Source organism: Caulobacter sp. SRI_008 (assembly GCF_057586355.1).
Genome location: NZ_JBYCZS010000033.1, coordinates 1 through 17,299, shown reverse-complemented (window position 1 = coordinate 17,299; position 17,299 = coordinate 1). Strand labels below are relative to the sequence as shown.

Here is a 17,299-nt window from a genome sequence, read left to right as displayed (position 1 = left end):
CGTTATAGCCCGGCGAGCATACCCCTCCCCCGCGAGCGGGGGAGGAGAAGGAAGGCCTAGAACAGAACCCCCTTCTCCAGCAGGCCGTGCACGCCCTTCTCGCCGTTGACCGTCTGGGTCACGCGGAAGTCCACGGCCAGGGAGCAGAACTGGTAGGCCTGCACCCGGGTCAGGTTCGAGCGCGCCACGATGAAGTCGATCATGCCGCGCAGGGCCTGCTTCATGGCCAGGTCCAGGTCCTCGTTGAAGCCCATGATCACGTAGTGGGTCGGGGTCTCCGCGCGCGGCCAGGTCGCCACGCCGATGTCCGACGCCTTGTGCAGGATGAAGGTGAAGGTCCCGGTCAGGCCCATTTCCAGGGCGTTGACGCAGACCTCGCCGTCGCCCTGGCGGCCGTGGCCGTCGCCGGCCGAGAAGTTGGCGCCCGGAACCCAGACCGGCAGGAACAGGGTCGCGCCGGCGCCCAGTTCCTTGTTGTCCATGTTGCCGCCGTGCTCGCGCGGCTCTCGGCTGGACAGGCGGCCGTACTTGGCCGGCGGGGCCACGCCCATGGTGCCGAAGAACGGCCGCAGCGGCAGCTCCGGCCCCCACTGCGGCTTGCAGACCCCACGCGCCTTGTCGACGGCGATGTGGCTGACATAGCGGTCGGGAAAGTCCTCCGGGATCGTGCCGGCCAGCGGCCGCACCGCGCAGTAGCCCCAGTCGTTGTTGGGCTCGACCGCCTCGATGCGCACCTCCAGCGTATCGCCCGGCTCGGCCCCGGCGATGGCCACCGGACCGGTGAGGATGTGCGGCCCGATCCGGTCCAGCCTGGCGTCGTGGATCGCCTGCAGGGCCGGCGGGATGGTCAGCCACGACTCCGGCCCCGGCATCACCTCCGGACCGCCCGAGACGCAGTCGAAGGTGACGCTGTCGCCCGGCTGGATGGTCAGAACAGGGTCGAAGGCCGCGTCGAAGATGCCGAAGCGGACGGTTTCGGGCGTGGAGAACAGGTGGTGGTGCATGGCGACGGCGGAACCGGAAACGAAGAAACGGCCCCCAGTCTCCGGCCGCATCGGCGCGGCGGCGAAGCGGCGCGACCATCGACACGGCCGCTTTCGCCATCCTGCCTGCCCGCTGGGCGCCGCCTGCACGGACCTCACGCATCCGGCGGACGATCAATCCTTCCTAGCCCCTTGAAACGTCTGGCCTAGCGGCGTTATCGTAGGGTCGCTATGAAGTATCTAATTACTTTCTAGCGTGAGTGACTTCCCATGTCGGGCGGCGATCTGTCGGCCTTCCAAAACCTCTCCGACGCCAAGGTCGCCGCCTATCTGGACTCCCGCAGCGCCGACCTCGGCCTGCGCATTCCCGAGAGCTGCCGCGCCGGCGTCGCCGAGAACCTCGCCCTGCTGCGCGACCAGACGGCTCTCTTTGCGGACCTGACCGACGACGACGCGCCGGTCGAGCCTTTCACGCCATGAGTTTCGACACCGCCCAGGCCGTGACCTGCGCCGTACGCGAGGGTCGCACCACCGCCCGCGAACAGGCTCAAAAGGCCATCGCCGCCGCCAAGGCCGAGCCGTTCAACGCCTTCACCGCCGTGTTCGAGGACGAGGCCCTGGCCCAGGCCGACGCAATCGATGCGGCGCTGGCGGCCGGCGAGGATCCCGGCCCGCTGGCCGGCGCGCCCTTCGCGGTCAAGAACCTGTTCGACGTGGCCGACCATACGACCCTGGCCGGCAGCAAGATCCGCCGCGACGCCGCCCCCGCGAGCGCCGACGCTGCGGCCGTCGCCAGGATGAAGGCCGCCGGCGCGGTGCTGGTCGGCGCGCTGAACATGGACGAGTTCGCCTACGGCTTCGTCACCGAGAACGCCCACGACGGCCCCACCCGCAACCCGCACGATCCGGCCCGGATCGCCGGCGGCTCGTCGGGCGGGTCGGCCGCCGCCGTCTCGGGGGGGCTCCTGCCGCTCACCCTGGGGTCGGACACCAACGGCTCGATCCGCATCCCCGCCGGCCTGTGCGGCGTGTTCGGCCTGAAGCCTACCCTGGGCCGGCTGTCGCGCGCCGGGGCCTTCCCGTTCGTGCACAGCCTGGACCACATCGGCCCGTTCGCCCGCACCGCCGCCGACCTCGCCCTGGCCTATGACGCCTTGCAGGGCGAGGACCCGCTCGACGACCTGTCGCCGCCGGTCGCCGATCCCCTGTCCGCGCGCCTCGACGCCCTGGCCGAACAGCCGTTGCGCGTCGGCGTGCTGGGCGGCTGGTTCCAGCAGGGCGCCTTCCCCGAAGTGGTCGAGGCGCTGGAGATCGTCGCCGACGCCCTCCAGGCCCGGCGCGGCGTCGAGCTGCCGGGGGCCAAGGCCGCCCGCGCCGCCGCCTTCGCCCTTTCCGCCGCCGAGGGCGGGCGCCTGCATTTCGACGACCTGGCAACCCGCGCCCTCGACTACGACCCGGCCGTGCGCGACCGCCTGCTGGCCGGCGCCCTGCTGCCGGACGACGTCGCGCAGGCCGCCCGCCGCTATCGCCCCGCCTTCCGCGACGAGGCGCGCCGGCTGTTCGAAGACTTCGACCTGCTGCTGGCCCCCGTCACGCCCTGCCCCGCCCCGCCGATCGGCCAGGCGACCATGGAACTGGACGGCGTTCCCGTTTCGGTGCGCAAGACGCTCGGCGCCTACACCCAGCCGATCAGCTATATCGGCCTGCCGGTGATCGCCGCGCCGGTGAACCGCCCCGGCAAGCCGCCGATCGGCGTGCAGCTGATCGCCCCGGCCTGGCGCGAAGACCTGGCCTTCGCCGCCGCCCTGCGCCTGGAACGCGCCGGCGTCATCGCCGCCCACCGTCCTCCCGTTCGCCAAGGCCTTTGAGAGTTCCGATGATCATCAACGCCCCCGACGTCCTGGCCGAGGTGACCGCCGCGGTCGACGCCTATGAAACCGCGCTGATGACCAACGACGTCGAGGCGCTGGACGGCTTCTTCCGCGATGCGCCAGAGACCGTCCGCTACGGCGTGGCCGAGAACCTCTACGGCTTCGAAGAGATCGCCGCCTTTCGAATCGGACGCACCGGCGGCTCGCCGCTGCGCGATCGGCTGCGCACGGAAATCACCACTTTTGGGCGCGATTTCGCGATCGCGAACGTCGAATTCCTGCGAACCGGGGCAAAACAGTCCGGTCGCCAGAGCCAGACCTGGCTGCGCACCGAAGACGGTTGGAAAATCGTGTCGGCGCACGTTTCCCTGCTCCAGGCCGGCGCCGACCAACGCCTTGCGCCATAGGCCCGCGGATACTCCGCCCAAGGACAATAAGTAAGTATGTCCTGACTTATGACCTAGTTTTGGGCGCCGTTGTCGCAGCGTGGTCAAATAGTGACACGGTCCCTACAAACTTCACGCCAGTGAGACGGAGTCGTCATCAAGCCTTTTGATTTCGACGCGGCCATTGTGCATTGCACCCCACGCAACCGGGTCCTCCACCGGTGTTCGAAGGGGATTTCGAAATGACCACCCAAGCCAAGCTGCGCAACGGCGCCGCCTTCGGCGTGCTCCTGCTGGCCGCCGCCGTCGCGGCCCCGGCCCTCGCCCAGGACGCGCCGACCGCCCTCGACGACGTGATCGTCACCGCCCAGAAGCGCTCCGAAAACATCCAGGACGTGCCGGTCTCCGTCGCCGCCGTCTCGGGCGAGAAGCTGGCCGCGATCTTCGCCGCCGGCGAGGACGTGCTCGCCCTGTCGAGCCGCGTGCCGGGCCTCTACATCGAAAGCTCCAACGGCCGCGCCGCCCCGCGCTTCTACATCCGGGGCCTGGGCAACGCCGACTTCGACCTGGCCGCCTCGCAGCCGGTCTCGGTAATCATGGACGACGTCGTCCTCGAGAACGTCGTGCTCAAGAGCTCGCCGATCTACGACATCGAGCAGGTCGAAGTCCTGCGCGGCCCGCAAGGCACCCTGTTCGGCCGCAACACCACCGCCGGCATCGTCAAGTTCGACAGCGTCAAGCCGAGCGAAACGTTCAAGGCCAACGGCACGGCCACCTACGGCACCTACGGCTCGACCACCTTCGAAGGCGGCGTCGGCGGCGCCATCATTCCGGAAAAGGTCGCCGTCCGCCTGTCGGGCCTGTACCAGCACCGCGACAACTACATCGACAACACCTACACCGGGGTGAAGGACGCGATCGGCGGCTACGACGAAAAGGCCGCCCGCCTGCAGATCCTGATGTCGCCGAGCGAAGACACCGACGTCCTGTTCAACGTCCACACCCGGTCGCTGGACGGCACGGCCGCCATCTTCCGCGCCAACATCATCACCAAGGGCAGCAACGACGTTAACGGCAACTTCGACCGCGACAAGGTCAGCTACAACGGCGGCGCCAACAACCCGCAGAAGTACGACACGACCGGCGTCTCGCTGAAAGTCGACCACGACTTCGGCGGCGTGAAGCTGACCTCGATCAGCGCCTACGAGACCGCCAAGGGCCTGAGCCGCGGCGACATCGACGGCGGCGTGGCCGGCGTCGGCCCGGGCTCCATCCCGTTCGATTCCGACACCCAGGACTCGATTGGCGACCTGGACCAGGTCACCCAGGAAGTCCGCCTGGCCAGCGACACCGACGGCAAGGTCTCGTGGCAGGTCGGCGCCTACTACTTCAAGTCGGCCTTCACCGTCACGACCAACCCGTTCTACGTCTCGGCCACCACGCTCGAGCACAAGAACACCTCGTGGGCCGTGTTCGGCCAGGGCTCCTACCAGTTCACCGACGCCCTGAAGGTGACCGCCGGCGTCCGCTGGACCGACGACGACAAGGACATGACCGTTCTGTCGAACCCGTACGGCGCGATCGCCCCGGTGTCGGTCTCCGACAGCCAGGCCAGCTGGGACCTGTCGGCCTTCTACGCCGTCACCGACGACGTCAGCGTCTACGGCAAGGTGGCCCGCGGCTTCCGCGGCCCGTCGATCCAGGGTCGCGACATCGCCTTCGGCAATCCGCCCTCGGTCGCCCAGTCGGAAACCATCCTGTCGTGGGAAGCCGGCGTGAAGAGCGAGCTGTTCGACCGTCGCGTCCGCCTGAACGGCGCGGTGTTCACCTACACGATCGACGATCCGCAGTTCACCGCCATCGGCGGGACCAGCAACTCCAACCGTCTGATCAACGCCAAGAAGGGCGAGGCCTACGGCTTCGAGATCGACGGCGAGTGGAAGGTGACCCAGAACCTGCTGGTCACCGCCGGCTACAGCTACAACCACACCGAAATCAAGGACAAGACGCTGGCCGTGGCCACCTGCGCCTTCGCCCAGTGCACGGTGACCGACCCCGTGAACGGCTCCAGCCAGGCCCTGGTCGACGGCAACCCGTTCCCGAACGCGCCGGAATACATCCTGAACTTCTCGGCCCGCTACAACGTGCCGGTGGGTGACGGCGGCGAACTGTTCGCCCAGACCGACTGGTTCCGTCAGGGCTACACCAACTTCCTCATCTACGAGAGCAAGGAATACAACAGCAAGAACACCTTCGAAGGCGGCCTGAAGCTGGGCTACGCCCGCACCGACGGCGCGTATGAAGTGGCCGTGTTCGCCCGCAACATCACCAACGAGGTGAACCTGCGCGGCGCCATCGACTTCAACAACCTGACCAGCTTCGTCAACGAGCCGCGCATCGTCGGCATCTCGCTGAGCGCCCGCCGCTAAGCAATCTCGACAAACTGACCTGATGGCGGCCCGGGCGTTGAAAAACGCCCGGGCCGTTGTCGTTTTGACATGCTAGCGGCGCTGGCGGCGGCTAAGGTGGTCGGCTTTCACGGCGTCCAAAAGCGCTTGCAGAACAACGAGAAGAGTTCCGCCCACCGATGACGACCAAGATCATCTTCGACACCGATCCCGGCATCGACGACGCCATGGCCCTGCTGTTCATTGAGGCCAGCCCGGCCCTCGACCTGGTGGCCGTGACGACCGTGTTCGGCAACGCCGACATCGACACCACCACCCGCAACGCCCTCTATCTGAAGGACCGCTTCGGCCTCACCGCGCCGATCTTCAAGGGCACGGACAAGCCGCTCGTCCGCCCGCGCAATCCCTCGCCCACCTTCGTGCACGGCGAGAACGGCTTGGGCGACGTCGAGCTGACGGGCCTGGTTCCCGCCCAGCCGGAAGCCAAGCCTGCCCACCAGGCGATCATCGACCTGGCCCGCGCCAATCCCGGCGAGATCACCCTGGTCGCCGTCGGCCCACTGACCAACCTGGCCCTGGCGCTCGAAGCCGATCCGGAAGTGGCGACCCTGCTCAAGGGCGTGGTGATCATGGGCGGCGCCTTCGCCGTCGCCGGCAAGCCGGGCAACGTCACCCCGGTGGCCGAGGCCAACATCTGGAACGATCCGGAAGCCGCCGACCGCGTCTTCACCGCGCCCTGGCACGTCGCCGTCATCGGCCTGGACGTCACCACCCAGGTGATCATGAGCCCCGACTTCATGGAGGCCCTGGAAGCCTCGGCCGGTCCGGCGGGCCAGTTCCTCAACGCCATCTCCAAGCCCTACGCCGCCTTCTACGGCGGCCGCGACGGCATCGTCGGCTGCTGCGTCCACGACGCCGCCGCCGTGGCCTATGTCATCGACGAGAGCCTGTTCGAGGTCCGCCGCGGCTCGGTCCGCGTGGTCACCGAGGGCATCGCGCTCGGCCAGACCCTGCAGAAGGTGGAAGGCGAGCTCTACGGTCCCTCGGCCTGGGACGACCAGCCGATCCACAGCGCGGCGATCGCCGTGGACGCGGATCGCCTGCTGGCGCTCTATGCGCGGACGATGAATGGGGTGGTGGCTTAACCCCCTCAGTCGGCTTCGCCGACAGCTCCCCCAAAGGGGGAGCATCTACGCCGCAAAAAATCCTCTCCCTCTGGGGGAGGTGGCCCGGAGGGCCGGAGGGGGCCGCGCATCGCGCGGCCTTTTCCCTATCTGCGATGCCGCTCCACCCCGGCCAGGTACGTCCGCGCCACGACGCGGTCATCCCCCAGCACGGTCAGGGCGAACAGCCGGTCCTCCAGCCCCTTGGCCGCCGCCAGCCGCCTCTTCAGCAGCGGGGTCGCGGCGAGGTCCAGCATCAGAAAATCGGCTTCCTTGCCGGGCGCCAGATTGCCGATGCGGTCGTCGAGATCCAGCGCCCGCGCCCCGCCCAGGGTGGCCAGGTACAACGCCTGGAACGGATCCAGCGCCGAGCCCCGCAGCTGCCCCACCTTGTAGGCCTCGCCCAGGGTGTGAAGGATCGAGAAGGTCGTGCCGGCCCCGACGTCGGTGCCCATGCCCACCTTCACGCCATGCGAACAGGCCTCGTCCAGCGGGAACAGGCCCGAGCCGAGGAACAGGTTCGAGGTCGGACAGAAGGCCACCGCCGCATCCTTGGCCGCCAGCCGCTGGAACGCCTCGCCAGCTAGGTGGACGCAATGAGCGAAGACCGAGCGCTTCTGCACCAGGCCGAACCGCTCGTAGACGTCGAGATAGTCGGCAGCGCCCGGGAACAGCTGCGCGGTCTCGTCGATCTCGCGCGGGTTTTCGGACAGGTGAGTCTGCATCCAGACGCCCGGATGCTCGGCGAGCACTTCTCCGGCCATCTCCAGCTGGGCGTCGGTGCAGCTGATGGCGAAGCGCGGGGTGACGGCGTAGCCCAGCCGCCCCTTGCCGTGCCAGTCGGCGATCAGGCTTTCCATGTCGGCGCGGGCGGTCTCGACCGTGTCGGTCAGGCCCAAAGGCGCGTTGCGGTCCATCAGGGTCTTGCCGGCGATCAGCCGCATGTCGCGCGCATAGGCTTCCGCGAACAGCGCCTCGACCGAGCCCTTGTGCACCGAGCCGAACACCAGGGCCGTGGTCGTGCCGTTGCGCAGCAGCTCGTCGACGAAGAAGCCGGCCGCTTCCTTCGCATGGTCCGGATCGGCGAAGGCCGCCTCGGCCGGGAAGGTGTGCTGCTCCAGCCAGTCGAGCAGTTGCGCCCCATGGGCGGCGACGATGTCGACCTGCGGGAAGTGGATGTGGGTGTCGATGAAGCCCGGCGTGATCCAGCAGCCGGTCAGGTCCTCGACCGGGACATCGGCATAGACCGGGGCCAGGTCGGCATAGTCGCCGCACGCCACGACCTTGCCCTGGTCGACGACCAGCAGCCCGTCTTCGTGAAAGCCGATCGCTTCCCCGCTCTTGGTCGGATCTTCCAGCAGGTGGAGGATCGACGCCCTAAACGCTCGCAACTGAACCCTCGTCGTTACTGGCCTGAGCGGCTTCCAGCCGCATCAGCAGGTCGGCGGCCACCGAGACGGCGATCACCTCGGGCGCCTTGCTCTTCAGCCCCGGCAGGCCGATCGGGCAGGTCAGGCGGTTCAGCGTCACCGCCGAAAAGCCGTCGTCGCGCAGCCGGTGCATGAACCGCGCCCGCTTGGTCTTGGAGCCGATCAGGCCCAGATAGTCAAAGCCGCCGCCGGCCAGCCCGGCCGAGGCCAGGGCGTAGTCCAGGGCGTGGTCGTGGGTCAGGATCAGGCCGTAGGCGTCACGCGAAGCGCCCATGGCCAGGGCCGCCAGCTCGGCCGGTTCGCGCACCACCACGCCCGGAACCTCGGCGGCCTCGGGCCGGCTGTCGTACCAGAAAAGCTTGAACGGCAGGGGCGCGAAGGCCCGCGCGATCGCCTGGCCCACATGGCCGGCCCCGAACAGCAGCACCGGCCGACGCGGGCTCTCGCTGCGCTCGACCAGTTCGTCGCCGAGGTCGGGCCGCTTGCCGCGCGCCGCCGCCGGCGCCCCGCCCAGCACCACGGCCGGCGGATCGGCCTCCAGGGCGGCGATCGGCGCGATCGTCTTGGTCAGCAGGCCCGGATCGAACCGCGTGCGCAGCTCGAACGGCTGGTCGGCGTCCATCCGACGGGCCGCCTCGGTCAGCCAGTCGCGGCTGGCGGCCTCGACCCGCTCGATCATCAGCCGCACCCGGCCGCCGCAGCACTGGGCCAAGAGCGGCCCCAGCGGATAGTCCTGGATGGCGAAGGCGGCCTGGGAGCCGGTCAGCATCCGCCGCGCCTGGCTGGTCGCCTGGTGCTCCAGATTGCCGCCGCCGATCGTTCCCGATTGCCCGCCCTCCCAGACCACCATCTTGGTCCCGGCCTCACGCGGCGCCGAGCCCTCGGTGGCCAGCACGGTGACCAGGGCGGCGTGGTCGTGAGCGTCGAGGCGCGACAGGGCGGCGCGGGCCCAGTTCTTGTGGGCGCTCAGCACGACGCCTCTCCCACAAAATCAAACCTCTCCCATGGGGAGAGGGAGGGGCCCGCCGCGAAGCGGTGGGAGGGTGAGGGGGTAAGACGGCCAGGGGTGTACCCCCTCACCCTCCCACGCCTGACGGCGTGGGCCCCTCCCTCTCCCTCTGGGAGAGGTTTGAAAAAAACGGCGCGCGCCCTACGCATCGACCGCCCTTCTCCGCACATCCTCGACCGCCGTCAGCACCGCCTCTGGCGTCGCCGGCGCGTCCAGGTTCGGCATCACCTTGTGATCACCCACCGCCGCCACCGCCCGGGTGATGGCGCTGAACACCGAGATCGCCAGCATCAGCGGCGGCTCGCCCACGGCCTTGGAGCGGTGGACGGTCGGCTCGGCGTTGCGGCCGGGCTCCCAGAGCTTGACGTTCAGCACGCGCGGCCGGTCGCTCGCCGTCGGGATCTTGTAGGTCGAAGGGGCATGGGTCTTCAGCACGCCCTTGGCGTCGTAGACCAGTTCCTCGGTCGTCAGCCAGCCCATGCCCTGGATGAAGCCGCCCTCCACCTGGCCAAGGTCGATGGCCGGGTTCAGCGAGCGGCCCACGTCGTGCAGGATGTCGGCGCGCAGCACCTTGCTCTCGCCGGTAAGGGTGTCGATCACCACCTCGCTGCAGGCCGCCCCATAGGCGAAGTAGTAGAACGGCCGCCCGCGATGGGTCTTGCGGTCATAGGTGATCTTGGGCGTGGCGTAGAAGCCGGTGGCCGACAGCGAGATCCGCGCCAGATAGGCCTGCCGGCAGAGGTCGGGGAAGCTCACCGTCTCGCCGCCGATCTTCACCCCCTCGGGCGTGAAAGCCACCTGCGAGGGATCCACGTCCCACTTCTCGGCCGCGAAGGCGACCAGCCGCCCCTTCAGCTTACCCGCCGCGTCCAGCACCGCCATGCCGTTGAGGTCCGCTCCCGACGAGGCGGCCGTGGCCGAGGTGTTGGGCACCTTGTCGGTCGTGGTCGAGGTGATCTTCACGCGGTCGAGCGGAACCTGGAAGGCTTCGGCCGCCACCTGCGCCATCTTCAGATAGAGCCCTTGCCCCATCTCGGTGCCGCCGTGGTTCAGCATGATCGAACCGTCGGCGTAGATGTGGATCAGGGCGCCTGCCTGGTTCAGGTGGGTGGTGGTGAACGAGACGCCGAACTTCACCGGCGTCAGCGCCAGGCCCTTCTTGAGGATCGGATTGGCCGCGTTGAACGCAGCCACCGCCTGCTGCCGGGCGGCATAGTCGCAGGACTTGGCCAGTTCCTCGATCAGCTCCGGCGCGACGTTGTCTTCGACCACCTGATAGTAGGGCGTCAGGTTGCGGCCGCCTCCTTCTCCATAGGCGCCATAGAGGTTGCGCCTGCGCACCTCCAATGGGTCAAGGCCGGTCGCCTGGGCCACCGCGTCCATCACCCGCTCGATCGCCGCCATGCCCTGCGGTCCGCCGAAGCCCCGGAAGGCGGTGTTGGAGACGGTGTGGGTGCGATAGCGGTGCGAGACGATCTCGACCGCCGGCAGGTAGTAGGCGTTGTCGGCGTGGAACATCGCCCGGTCGTTGATGGCCGGCGAAAGATCCGTGGTCGCCCCGCAGCGCGAGGCCAGCTCCAGCCGGATACCCAGCAGCCGCCCCTCGTCGTCGAAGCCGACGTCGTATTCCACCTCGAAGTCATGTCGCTTGCCGGTCATGACCATGTCCTCGTCGCGGTCGGGCCGGCACTTGGCCGGGCGGCCGGTCTTCACCGCCACCAGGGCCGCGGCCGCCGCGAACAGCGAGGCTTGCGTCTCCTTGCCGCCGAAGCCGCCGCCCATGCGGCGCACCTCCACCGTCACCGCATGATCCGGCCGGCCCAGCACGCGGGCGATCAGGTGCTGCACCTCGGTCGGGTGCTGGGTCGAGCACCAGACGTGGACGTCGCCCTCCTCGCGCGGCGTCGCCAGCGAGGCCTGGCCTTCCAGATAGAAGTGGTCCTGGCCGCCGATGGCGTGGCGGCCTCGAACCCGATTGGCCGAGGCGGCGATAGCCGCCTCGGCGTCGCCCCGCGCCATCCGCTGGCTGGCCTCGATCTTCAGGTCCAGCCCCTCGGCCTCGCCGATCGTGATCGCCGCCGGCAGGTCCTCGTACTCCACCACGGCCTTGGCGGCGGCCGCCCGCGCGGCGGTGATCGAGGTGGCGGCCACAGCGAACAGGCTCTGGCCCACGCAATAGACTTCGCCTTGCGCAAAGAGCCTGTCGTCGTGGATCACCGGGCTGACGTCGTTCTCGCCGGGAATGTCGGCAGCGGTCAGCACGCAGACCACGCCGGGCGAGGCCCGCACGGCGTCGAGGTTCATCGACACGATCCGCGCGTGAGCCCTGGTGCTCATGCCCAGATGCACATGCAGCAGGCCCGCCGGCTCGGGCAGGTCGTCGACATAGATCGCCGTGCCCGTCACGTGGCGCAGGGCGCTGTCGTGCGGGACCGAGGCGTGCACGCCCACGAAGGGCGTGACTTTCAGCGCGGCTCCGGAATCAGCCATGGGCCGCCTCCGCCAGTACGCTGGTCGCCACGCCCGGCTCGGCGCTTTCCAGATAGGCCCGGACCAGCAGGTTCCTCGCGGTGCGCGCACGATAGCCCGCCGAGGCCCTCATGTCCGACAGCGGCGTGTAGTCCTCGTCCAGCTTGGCGGCCGCGGCGTCGATCGTCTCGGGATTCCACGGCCCGCCAACCAGGGCCGCCTCGCAGGCGTCGGCCCGCTTGGGCGTGCCGGCCATGCCGCCGAACGCCACCCGCGCCTCGACCACCACGCCATCCACGACCGTGATCGCGAAGGCCGCGCAGACGGCCGAGATGTCCTGGTCGAAGCGCTTGGAGAGCTTGTAGACCTTGAAGATCTGCCCCGCCGGGCCGCGCGGCACAATCACCGCCTCGACGAACTCGCCCGGCTGCCGGTCCTGCTGGCCGTAGGCGACGAAGAAGTCTTCCAGCGGGATCTCGCGCGTCTGCTCGCCCCGGCGCAGCACCAGCGTGGCGCCCAGCGCGATCAGGGCCGGCGGCATGTCGCCGATCGGCGAGCCGTTGGCGATGTTGCCGCCGATCGTGCCGCTGTTGCGCACCTGGGTCGACCCCAGCCGCCGCATCATCTCGCCGAGGCTCGGATAGCGACCGGCCAGGGTCTCGATCGCATCGACATAGCGAACGCCCGCCCCGATCCGCAAAGCGTCGCCCACCCGGGTGATGGTCTTCAGCTCGGCCACCCGGCCGATGTCGATCAGGGTCTGGGGCGGCTTGCGCAGCTTGGTGACCCACAGCCCCACGTCGGTCGCTCCGGCCACGAAGGCCGCGTCCGGATTGGCCTCGGCGGCGACCGCCAGCTCGGACAGGCTTCGCGGCGCCAGCCAGCGGCGGGTGGCGCCCCGCACCGGATCCTCGTGCGCCAGGCTCAACATGGTCTCGCGCTGGATCGCCTTCAGCGGACCGGCAACGTCCGGCGCCTCTTCGCGCACCACCTCGCGCGCCGCCTCCAGGATCGGGCCATAGCCGGTGCAGCGGCAGAGGTTCCCCGCCAGCACGTCCTCGACCGGCGCCCCCGCCCCGCAGGCCCCGAGCGCGCGGCCGTACAGCGACATCACGATCCCCGGCGTGCAGAAGCCGCACTGCGAGCCGTGCTTGTCGATCATCGCCTGCTGCACCGGATGCGGCTTGCCGGCGCAGGCGCCCGAGCTTCCAGTCGCCAGGCTTTCGACCGTCATCACCGCCTTGCCGTCCAGCATCGGCAGGAACTGGATGCAGGAATTGACCGCCCGCCAGCGCACCGGCGCCAGGTCGTCGCCCGTGGTCAGCTCGCCGACCAGCACGGTGCACGAGCCGCAGTCGCCCTCGGCGCAGCCTTCCTTGGTCCCGGTCTTACGCAGCGGCCCGCGCAGGTGCTCCAGCAGGGTCGTGGTCGGATCGACGCCCGCCGCCTCCCGGGCCTCGCCGTTCAGCAGGAACCGGATCGTCCCGCCCATCTCAGCTGCCCCGGTAGGTCGAATAGCCGAACGGCGAGACCAGCAGCGGCACGTGGTGGTGCTGGGCCGGATCGGCCACGGCGAAATCGATGGTCACCACGTCGAGGAACGGCGGGTCGGAGACCTTGGCCCCGCTGGCGGCGAAATAGGCGGCGATCTCGAACTCCAGGCGATAGCCGCCGACCGCCAGGGCCTCGCCCTCGACCAGCCGCGCGCGGCCGTCGGCGTCGGTGGCCGTCGCCAGCAGCAGCGCCGGCGGGCCTTCCACCCGGCGATAGACGCGCACCGCCACCCCGGCGGCCGGGCGGCCGGCGGCGGTGTCGAGGATGTGGGTCGTCAGGCCGCTCATGCTTGGTCCTGCGGGATCGGGGTCATCATACGCTCTTTCGACCTCTCCTAAGAGGTTGATGAAGGCTGGGACCGCGCGCGCCCGCTGTCCAGCCTCGCCGCCGCCTGACCGTCCGCGCGTGGCGGGTTCGCGGCCGGTTCGCCCAGCCAGGCAGCGACCGGCGCCCGCCGATTGAGCGTATATAAGTCTTTTATTACTTACCAGCCGCGCCCGTTGCGTCGCCCCGCCGACCCCACCCGAAGCCAAACGGACGCAGAATCGCAAAAAATGGTCGGCGGACGCTGCGTAAGGTTGGAAAAGCGCGGCCAACCCCGGTAGCAACACCGGCAGACGGGCCGCGTGCGTAATCCCAACCCCGGGAGCGCGACAAAGAGACGGCCCGCGCCACGCGCTGCGCAGAACAGGACCGATCGATGGACGAGGATTTCCGTAAAGCCGCCCTGGATTACCACCGGCTGCCGCGACCCGGAAAGCTGGCCATCGAGGCCACCAAGCGCATGGCCACCCAGCGCGACCTGGCCCTGGCCTACTCCCCCGGCGTCGCCGCCCCGTGCCTGGCCATCGCCGAGGACCCGGATCTGGCCCGCGACTACACCGCCCGCGGCAACCTGGTGGCCGTGATCTCCAACGGCACCGCCGTGCTGGGCCTGGGCGACATCGGCCCGCTGGCCTCCAAGCCGGTGATGGAGGGCAAGGCCGTCCTCTTCAAGAAGTTCGCCGGCATCGACGTGTTCGACATCGAGGTCGACGCCAAGGATCCCGACCGCTTCATCGAGGTCGTCGCGGCCCTGGAGCCCACCTTCGGCGGCATCAACCTCGAGGACATCAAGGCCCCCGAGTGCTTCATCATCGAGCGCAAGCTGCGCGAGCGGATGAACATCCCGGTCTTCCACGACGACCAGCACGGCACCGCCATCGTCTGCGCCGCCGCCGTCCGCAACGCCCTGCTCGTGCAAGGCAAGCAGCTGAAGGACGTCAAGCTGGTCACCTCGGGCGCCGGCGCGGCCGCCCTGGCCTGCGTCGACCTGCTGGTCTCGATGGGCCTGCCGGTCGAGAACGTCACCCTCACCGACATCAAGGGCGTGGTCCACGCCGGCCGCGATCCGGACATGCCGGACAACATGGCCCGCTACGCCCGTCCGACCGACGCGCGCACCCTGCCCGACGTGCTGCCCGGCGCCGACATCTTCCTGGGTCTCTCGGCCCCGCGCGTCTTCAAGCCCGAGTGGCTGCCGCTGCTGGCCGAAAAGCCGCTGATCCTGGCCATGGCCAACCCGGACCCGGAGATCCTGCCGGAACTGGTCTACGCCCAGCGTCCCGACGCCATCATGGCCACCGGCCGCAGCGACTACGCCAACCAGGTCAACAACGTCCTCTGCTTCCCGTTCATCTTCCGCGGCGCGCTCGACGTCGGCGCGTCCGAGATCAACGAGGCCATGAAGGTGGCGGCCGTCGAGGCCATCGCCGAGCTGGCCCGCGCCGAGGCTTCGGAAGTCGTCGCCTCGGCCTATGGCGGCGCGGCCCCGATGTTCGGCCCGCAATACATCATCCCCAAGCCGTTCGATCCGCGTCTGATCCTGCAGATCGCCCCGGCCGTGGCCCGCGCGGCCATGGAGTCGGGCGTCGCCACCCGCCCGATCGCCGACTTCGACGCCTACCGCGCGGAGCTGGAGCTGTTCGTCTACCGCTCGGGCCAGCTGATGCGCCCGGTGTTCGAACGCGCCCGCAAGGCGACCAAGGCCGCCAAGGTCCGCGTCGCCTATGCCGAGGCCGAGGACGAGCGCGTCCTGCGCGCCGTGCAGACCGTGGTCGACGAGGGCCTCGCCGCGCCGGTGCTGATCGGCCGCCGCGAGGTGATCAAGGCCAAGGCCGCCGAGATGGGCCTGCGCCTCGACCTGGGCGGCGCCGTCGAGATCCTCGACCCGCAGGCCGACCGCGAGCTGTTCGAGCCGATCATCGGCCAGTACCAGGACCTGGTCGGCCGCCGCGGCGTGCCGCCGATGGCCGCCAAGCGCCGCGTCGAGGGCCGCCGCACGGTGGCCGCCTCGATGCTGCTGCAGACCGGCCAGGTCGACGCCGCCCTCGTCGGCGGCAGCGGCGACTGGTGGCAGCACATGACCTACGTCCTGCCGATCATCCCCAAGCGCGAGAACGTCGGCCGGGTCTACGCCATGTCGTCGCTGATCCTCGACAACGGCACGCTGTTCTTCTGCGACACCCACGTCAATGTCGACCCGACCGCCGAGCAGGTGGCCGAGATGACGCTGCTGGCCGCCGAATCGGTGCGCCGCTTCGGCCTGACGCCGAAGGCCGCGCTGCTGTCGCACTCCTCGTTCGGGGCCTCCAACTCGCCGACCGCCCGCAAGATGCGCGAGGCCCTGGCGCTGGTTCGCGCCGGCGCGCCCGAGCTCGAGGTCGACGGCGAGATGCACGCCGACGCCGCCCTCTCCCAGGCCCTGCGCGACCGCCTGGTCGGCGACAGCACCCTGAAGGGCTCGGCCAACCTGCTGGTCATGCCGACCCTGGATGCGGCCAATATCGCGCTCACCCTGCTGACGGCCGCCACCGAGGCCCTGCTGGTCGGTCCGATCCTGCTGGGCATGAGCCGGCCGGTGCACGTGCTGACGCCCAGCGTCACCGCCCGCGGCATCGTCAACATGACCGCCCTGGCCGTGAACCAGGCCGCCGCCGAGCGGGCCGCCAAGGCGGGCTGATCAGGCCTCCCCCGGCTTTCGGGCCGGCGATCTCACGATCTGGATGGCGGCCTCTCGCAAGGGAGGCCGCCATTCTTTTTGGGCGTCGCCAGGCCGGCGGGAAGGCCATCCGAGGGGCGTGTAACGCGCACGAAAAAGCCCCGCCGGAACCCGCCCCTGTCGCAGCGACAGAAGCCAGGTCCCGACGGGGCCTAATTCGCCAGGTCGGCAGCCGGCCAGGCGCTCCGCGCCCAGCCGAAAGACCGATCCCTTAGAGGATGCGCAGGTTGCCGGCCGAGGTCTTGCCCGAGCGGCGGTCCTGTTCGAGTTCGTAACCGACTTGCTGGCCTTCGTTCAGGCCGCGCAGGCCGGCGCGCTCGACGGCCGAGATGTGCACGAAGATGTCGCCACCGCCGTTGTCCGGCTGGATGAAGCCGAAGCCCTTGGTGCTGTTGAACCACTTCACGACGCCCGTACCGGCTTCGCCGGTGCCGCCGCCGCCACCGTAGCCGCCGCCGCGCGGGGCGTCATAGCCACCGCTGCGCTGGGGCGGACGACGCGGCGCGCCGCCGGCCGGAACGGCGCCATGGCCGGTCACGCGCAGGTTGCCGGCCGAGGTCTTGCCCGAGCGGCGGTCCTCTTCCAGCTCATAAGCCACTTGATCGCCTTCGTTCAGACCCGACAGGCCCGAACGTTCAACCGCGGCGATGTGGACGAACACGTCCTGGCCGCCGTCCTCGGGCTGAATGAAGCCAAAGCCCTTGGCCGGGTTGAACCACTTAACGACACCGTTCGCCATCTTATCCTCAAAACCTCAATCGACGGGCCAATTGCCGGCCCGCGTCCTTCCACAGCAACTCATGACGCAAAACTGCGGCACGCGCTACGCCCTTTGCACGGAGATTATGGGTGGGAAGCGGCCGCTGGCCAGAAAAATTCGCGCGCGGAGGCTCAGCTGTCGCCAAAATACCACTATGGGTGGTAGGCGACGGCGTCAAAAAAGGCCGACGCCGGACGACATCGACCTTGTTGGTCTATCAGGAAAG

13 protein-coding genes and 1 pseudogene are annotated in these 17,299 nt (G+C 69.4%); 6 read left to right on the top strand and 8 right to left on the bottom strand.

The window, feature by feature from the left end; translation table 11 throughout:
• Positions 1-56 precede the first annotated feature (56 nt).
• On the bottom strand, positions 57-1,004 hold the full coding sequence (locus tag AC2YHT_RS23080; protein ID WP_487292182.1) for an acetamidase/formamidase family protein: 948 nt from the start codon (positions 1,002-1,004) through the stop codon (positions 57-59).
• 249 nt (positions 1,005-1,253) lie between these two features.
• Between AC2YHT_RS23080 and AC2YHT_RS23075 the strand changes: the two genes are divergently transcribed.
• From AC2YHT_RS23075 to AC2YHT_RS23055, 5 genes are all read left to right on the top strand, one after another.
• Positions 1,254-1,463 carry an AtzG-like protein gene (locus AC2YHT_RS23075; RefSeq protein WP_487292181.1) on the top strand — a complete coding sequence of 70 codons (210 nt, stop codon included), beginning with the start codon at positions 1,254-1,256 and terminating at the stop codon, positions 1,461-1,463.
• A complete protein-coding gene (locus AC2YHT_RS23070) occupies positions 1,460-2,851 on the top strand; it encodes an AtzE family amidohydrolase (RefSeq protein WP_487292180.1) in 1,392 nt (463 codons plus the stop codon). Before AC2YHT_RS23075 ends, AC2YHT_RS23070 begins: the two co-directional genes overlap by 4 nt.
• Positions 2,852-2,859: 8 nt before the next feature.
• Positions 2,860-3,261 (top strand): oxalurate catabolism protein HpxZ, encoded by a 402-nt coding sequence (hpxZ, locus tag AC2YHT_RS23065; RefSeq protein WP_487292179.1) that lies wholly within the window; start codon positions 2,860-2,862, stop codon positions 3,259-3,261.
• Positions 3,262-3,482: 221 nt separating this feature from the next.
• Positions 3,483-5,669: a TonB-dependent receptor gene (locus AC2YHT_RS23060; protein ID WP_487292178.1), complete on the top strand. Its 2,187-nt coding sequence runs from the start codon at positions 3,483-3,485 to the stop codon at positions 5,667-5,669.
• Between the two features lie 158 nt (positions 5,670-5,827).
• Entirely contained in the window at positions 5,828-6,793 is a 966-nt protein-coding gene (locus AC2YHT_RS23055; protein WP_487292177.1) for a nucleoside hydrolase, read from the top strand.
• Positions 6,794-6,918: 125 nt separating this feature from the next.
• Here AC2YHT_RS23055 and guaD read toward each other — a convergent pair whose 3' ends face one another.
• From guaD to uraH, 5 genes are all read right to left on the bottom strand, one after another.
• The gene (guaD, locus tag AC2YHT_RS23050) at positions 6,919-8,202 is read right to left on the bottom strand and encodes a guanine deaminase (protein WP_487292176.1); all 1,284 of its coding nucleotides are present in this window, start codon (positions 8,200-8,202) and stop codon (positions 6,919-6,921) included.
• Positions 8,189-9,211 (bottom strand): xanthine dehydrogenase accessory protein XdhC, encoded by a 1,023-nt coding sequence (gene xdhC, locus AC2YHT_RS23045; RefSeq protein WP_487292208.1) that lies wholly within the window; start codon positions 9,209-9,211, stop codon positions 8,189-8,191. The genes guaD and xdhC overlap by 14 nt, the downstream gene beginning before the upstream one ends.
• Before the next feature lie 180 nt (positions 9,212-9,391).
• The gene (gene xdhB / locus AC2YHT_RS23040; protein ID WP_487292175.1) at positions 9,392-11,740 is read right to left on the bottom strand and encodes a xanthine dehydrogenase molybdopterin binding subunit; all 2,349 of its coding nucleotides are present in this window, start codon (positions 11,738-11,740) and stop codon (positions 9,392-9,394) included.
• A complete protein-coding gene (gene xdhA / locus AC2YHT_RS23035; RefSeq protein ID WP_487292174.1) occupies positions 11,733-13,211 on the bottom strand; it encodes a xanthine dehydrogenase small subunit in 1,479 nt (492 codons plus the stop codon). Before xdhA ends, xdhB begins: the two co-directional genes overlap by 8 nt.
• A 1-nt stretch (position 13,212) precedes the next feature.
• Positions 13,213-13,560: a hydroxyisourate hydrolase gene (gene uraH, locus AC2YHT_RS23030; protein ID WP_487292173.1), complete on the bottom strand. Its 348-nt coding sequence runs from the start codon at positions 13,558-13,560 to the stop codon at positions 13,213-13,215.
• 413 nt (positions 13,561-13,973) lie between these two features.
• Between uraH and AC2YHT_RS23025 the strand changes: the two genes are divergently transcribed.
• Positions 13,974-16,274: an NADP-dependent malic enzyme gene (locus AC2YHT_RS23025; protein ID WP_487292172.1), complete on the top strand. Its 2,301-nt coding sequence runs from the start codon at positions 13,974-13,976 to the stop codon at positions 16,272-16,274.
• Positions 16,275-16,524: 250 nt separating this feature from the next.
• Here AC2YHT_RS23025 and AC2YHT_RS23020 read toward each other — a convergent pair whose 3' ends face one another.
• Positions 16,525-16,719 (bottom strand): cold-shock protein, encoded by a 195-nt coding sequence (locus AC2YHT_RS23020; RefSeq protein WP_233245359.1) that lies wholly within the window; start codon positions 16,717-16,719, stop codon positions 16,525-16,527.
• A 129-nt stretch (positions 16,720-16,848) separates the two neighbouring features.
• Positions 16,849-17,052, bottom strand: a pseudogene (locus AC2YHT_RS23015) (cold-shock protein); the annotation flags it as partial.
• Positions 17,053-17,299: the final 247 nt, after the last annotated feature.

Coding starts and splice junctions, on each gene's coding strand:
- AC2YHT_RS23080 (WP_487292182.1), bottom strand. CDS start 1,004: ATGCACCACCACCTGTTCTCCACGCCCGAAACCGTCCGCTTCGGCATC.
- hpxZ (WP_487292179.1), top strand. CDS start 2,860: ATGATCATCAACGCCCCCGACGTCCTGGCCGAGGTGACCGCCGCGGTC.
- AC2YHT_RS23025 (WP_487292172.1), top strand. CDS start 13,974: ATGGACGAGGATTTCCGTAAAGCCGCCCTGGATTACCACCGGCTGCCG.
- AC2YHT_RS23070 (WP_487292180.1), top strand. CDS start 1,460: ATGAGTTTCGACACCGCCCAGGCCGTGACCTGCGCCGTACGCGAGGGT.
- AC2YHT_RS23075 (WP_487292181.1), top strand. CDS start 1,254: ATGTCGGGCGGCGATCTGTCGGCCTTCCAAAACCTCTCCGACGCCAAG.
- xdhB (WP_487292175.1), bottom strand. CDS start 11,740: ATGGCTGATTCCGGAGCCGCGCTGAAAGTCACGCCCTTCGTGGGCGTG.
- xdhA (WP_487292174.1), bottom strand. CDS start 13,211: ATGGGCGGGACGATCCGGTTCCTGCTGAACGGCGAGGCCCGGGAGGCG.
- AC2YHT_RS23055 (WP_487292177.1), top strand. CDS start 5,828: ATGACGACCAAGATCATCTTCGACACCGATCCCGGCATCGACGACGCC.
- uraH (WP_487292173.1), bottom strand. CDS start 13,560: ATGAGCGGCCTGACGACCCACATCCTCGACACCGCCGCCGGCCGCCCG.
- AC2YHT_RS23060 (WP_487292178.1), top strand. CDS start 3,483: ATGACCACCCAAGCCAAGCTGCGCAACGGCGCCGCCTTCGGCGTGCTC.